The organism is Kitasatospora sp. NPDC048194, from assembly GCF_043202455.1.
In the GTDB taxonomy this organism is placed as follows: Bacteria; Actinomycetota; Actinomycetes; order Streptomycetales; family Streptomycetaceae; genus Kitasatospora.
Genome location: NZ_JBIDAK010000070.1, coordinates 1 through 4,170, shown reverse-complemented (window position 1 = coordinate 4,170; position 4,170 = coordinate 1). Strand labels below are relative to the sequence as shown.

The 4,170-nt window shown below is 75.8% G+C and carries 2 protein-coding genes; both read left to right on the top strand.

Annotated features, from left to right (window positions below):
* The coding region (locus ACGF07_RS35535; protein ID WP_392905806.1) for a type I polyketide synthase at positions 1–2,659 on the top strand (2,659 nt) is incomplete at its 5' end.
* A 57-nt stretch (positions 2,660–2,716) separates the two neighbouring features.
* Positions 2,717–4,170 (top strand): type I polyketide synthase (locus tag ACGF07_RS35530; RefSeq protein WP_392905804.1); only part of this gene is annotated, 1,454 nt, incomplete at its 3' end.

Genomic DNA, 4,170 nt, shown 5'->3' with positions numbered 1-4,170 from the left:
CTCGATCTCCCTCACCACCCACCCCTGGCTCGCCGACCACGCCGTCTGGGACACCGTCCTCGCCCCCGGCACCGCGCTCGTCGAACTCGCCCTCCTCGCCGGCCGTCAGGCGGACTGTGCACACCTCGACGAACTGACGCTGGAAGCCCCGCTCGTCCTCCCCGAGCACCAGCCCGTCCGGCTCCAGGTCCGGGTCGGCACCCCCGACGAGACCGGCCGCCGTGCCGTCACCGTCCACTCCGCGGCCGAGGACGGCACCGGCTGGACCCGGCACGCGACCGGCGTCCTGGCCGCCGAAGGCCCCGCACCGTCCGTGGACACGCCCCGGCCCTGGACGTCCGCGCTCGCTTCCGCCGAGGCGGTCTACGACCGGCTGGCCGCGGTCGGCTTCGACTACGGTCCGGCCTTCCAGGGCCTGCGGGCCGTCGGCCGGCACGGCGACGAGATCCTCGCCGAGGTCGCGCTCCCGCCCGAGCGGCACGGCGACGGCTTCGGGCTGCACCCGGCGCTCCTGGACGCGGCCCTGCACGCCTGCCTGCTGGAAGGCTCCGACGGCGTCCGCCTGCCGTTCGCCTGGTCCGACGTCGTCGTCCACGCCACGGCGGCCGCCTCGCTGCGCGTCCGGCTCACCCCGACGGGCGCGGACACCGTCGCCCTCACCGCGACCGACGAAGCCGACCGCCCGGTCGTCTCGGTCGGGTCGCTGACGCTGCGCCCGGTGACGCCCGAGCAGTTCAGTGCCGCCACCCGGGGCCACCACGGCTCGCTGTACCAGGTGGAGTGGGTCCCGCTGCCGCTCGGCGCGGGCACGCCCGACGCAGCACCGCCGTCGATGCTCGACGCCGACGACTCCGGATACGCCCGGCCCGCCGACCTGCTCGCCCTCCGGGCCTCCCGGCCGGCCACGGTGGTGGCGGCGTTCCCGCCCGCCACCGGAGCGGCCGTGGAGCACGTCCACGCGGCGGCCGAGCGCGCGCTGGCCCTGGTCCAGGCCTGGCTCGCCGAGGAGCGCTTCGCCGACTCCCGGATCGTCCTGCTCACCCGCGGCGCCGTGGCCGTCGGCCCGGCCGAGGACGTCACGGACCTCGTCCACGCGCCGCTGTGGGGCCTGGTCCGGTCCGCCCAGTCGGAGAACCCCGGCCGGCTCGTCCTCGCCGACCTGGACGACCACCCCGACTCCTACCCGGCACTGGTCCGGGCGCTCCCCTCGGCGGAACCCCAGCTGGCCGTGCGGGCGGGCTGCGTCTCGGCCGCCCGGCTGGCGACCGTCACGCCCGGTGCGGCGGAGGCCCCGCCCTCGTTCGACCCGAGCGGCACCGTGCTGGTGACCGGTGGCACCGGCCTGCTCGGCGGCCTGTTCGCCCGTCACCTGGTGGACCGGCACGGCGTGCGGCACCTGCTGCTCCTCAGCCGGCGGGGGCTCGCCGCCGACGGTGCGGCCGAACTGCGGGACGAGCTGGCGGCATCGGGCGCCACCGTGACGGTCGCCGCGTGCGACGCCGCCGACCGGGACGCCCTCGCCGCCGTGTTGGCCCAGGTGCCCGCCGAGCACCCGCTGGTGGGAGTGATCCACACGGCGGGCGTGCTGGACGACGGCGTGCTCACGGCGCTGACCCCCGACCGGGTGGCGGCCGTCCTGCGCCCCAAGGTCGACGCGGCGTGGCACCTCCACGAGCTGACCCGGGACGCCGGCCTGACCGCGTTCGTCCTCTTCTCGTCGGCCGCCGGTGTCCTGGGGCAGGCCGGCCAGTCGAGCTACTCGGCGGCCAACGCCTTCCTGGACGCCCTTGCCCTGCACCGCCGGGCCGAGGGCCTGCCCGCGCACTCCCTGGCCTGGGGCCTGTGGGCGGAGTCCAGCGGGATGACCCGCCACCTCGCCGAGGCCGACCTCCGCCGCCTGAGCCGGACCGGCCTCGCCGGCATGCCCTCCGAGCAGGGGCTCGCGCTCTTCGACGCGGCGCTGCGGACGGATCACGCGGTGCTCGTCCCGGCCCGGCTGGACACCGCGGCCCTGCGGGCCCAGTCGGACGTGCCGCCGGTGTTCCGCGGCCTGCTCCGGGCCCCGAGGCGCCGCGAGGCCTCCGCGCCGCAGACGGCGACGCAGGCCGAGACGTTCCGCCAGCGGTTCGCCGCACTGGAGGCGGCGGAGCGCGGCCGCGCCCTGCTCGACCTGGTCCGGGCCCAGGTGGCAGCCGTCCTGGGCTACGCCTCGCCGGAGCGGGTCGAACCCGACCGCGGCTTCCTCGACCTCGGGCTCGATTCCCTCACCGCGCTGGAACTGCGCAACCGGCTCGGCCGGGAGAGCGGCACCCGGTTGTCCGCCACCCTGATCTTCGACCACCCGACCCCGGCCGCCGTCGCCCGCCACCTGGCGAGCGAGGTGTTCCCGGCGGAGCCGGCGCCGGCCGGGGTGCGGAGCGGCGAGGACCACGGCACCGACGGCGTCCAAGGCGTCGAAGGCGTCGACGAGGCCGAGTTCCGGCGGGTCCTGGCAACGGTCCCGCTGGCCCGCTTCCAGGAGGCCGGGCTGGTCCGCACCCTCCTCGGTCTCGCGGACCCGACGGAGGAACCGGCCGGCACCGACGAGCAGGAGCACGGCAGCGCGCTCGACACGATGGACCTGGACAGCCTCATCCGGGTCGCCCTCGGTGACCACTGACCACGACACACCGCCCCTCGCAACGCCCCTCTACGGCACGGAGTTTCGGAGTTCGCGATGACCGCATCCAGTGAAGAAGTCGTCAAGGCGCTACGAGCCTCCCTCAAGGAGGCCGAGCTGCTGCGGCAGCAGAACCGGAAGCTGACCGCTGCCGCCTCCGACCCGATCGCCATCGTCGGCATGGCCTGCCGCTACCCCGGGGGCGTCACGTCGCCCGAGGGCCTCTGGGAGCTGGTCGTCGGCGGCGGCGACGCGATCTCCGCCTTCCCGGAGGACCGCGGCTGGGACCTGGACGCGCTGTACGACCCCGACCCCGAGGCGGTCGGAAAGACGTACGCCCGGGCGGGCGGCTTCCTGCACGAGGCCGCACTGTTCGACCCGGACTTCTTCGGGATCAGCCCGCGCGAGGCGCTCGCCATGCACCCGCAGCAGCGCCTGCTGCTGGAGACCTCCTGGGAGGCCTTCGAGCGGGCCGGCATCGACCCGGCGTCCGTCCGCGGCAGCCGGACCGGCGTCTTCGCCGGCGTGATGCACCAGGACTACGCCGCGCGACTGCGCGAGACCCCCGACGACCTCGAGGGCTACCTGATGACGGGCAGCCTGGGCAGCGTGGTGTCCGGGCGCGTGGCCTACACCCTGGGCCTGGAGGGCCCGGCGATCACGGTGGACACGGCGTGCTCCTCCTCGCTGGTCGCCCTGCACCTCGCGGGACAGGCGCTGCGCAACGGGGAGTGCACGATGGCGCTCGTCGGCGGCGTCACCGTGATGACCGGGCCGGGTGGCTTCGTCGAGTTCAGCCGTCAGCGGGCGTTGTCGCCCGACGGACGCTGCCGGGCGTTCGCCGCCGGCGCGGACGGCACCGGCTGGGCGGAGGGCGTCGGTGTCCTGCTGCTGGAGCGGCTCTCCGACGCCCGCCGCAACGGGCACCGGGTCCTGGCGGTGGTGCGCGGCTCGGCCGTCAACCAGGACGGGAGCAGCAGCGGCTTCTCCGCTCCCAACGGGCCGGCCCAGCAGCGGGCGATCCGGGACGCGTTGAAGAACGCCCGGCTCACCCCCGCCGACGTGGACGCGGTGGAGGCGCACGGGACGGGCACCCGACTGGGCGATCCGATCGAGGCGCAGGCCCTGCTGGCGACGTACGGGCAGGAGCGGCCTGCCGAACGGCCGCTGCTGCTGGGCTCGTTGAAGTCCAACATCGGCCACAGCCAGGCGGCGGCCGGGGTCGGCGGCGTCATCAAGATGGTGATGGCGATGCGGCACGGCGTGCTGCCGCCCACCCTGCACGTGGACGAACCCACCCCGCACGTCGACTGGTCCTCCGGGGCGGTGGAACTGCTCACCGAGGCCCGGGAGTGGCCGGCCGGCGAGCGGACCCGCCGGGCCGCCGTGTCCTCCTTCGGGATCAGCGGGACGAACGCGCACGTGATCCTGGAGGAGGCGCCACCGGTCGAGACCGAGCAGCCTGAGCAGGCCGCGTTCACGGCGCCCTCGCCCGTCGTGCCCTGGGTCAT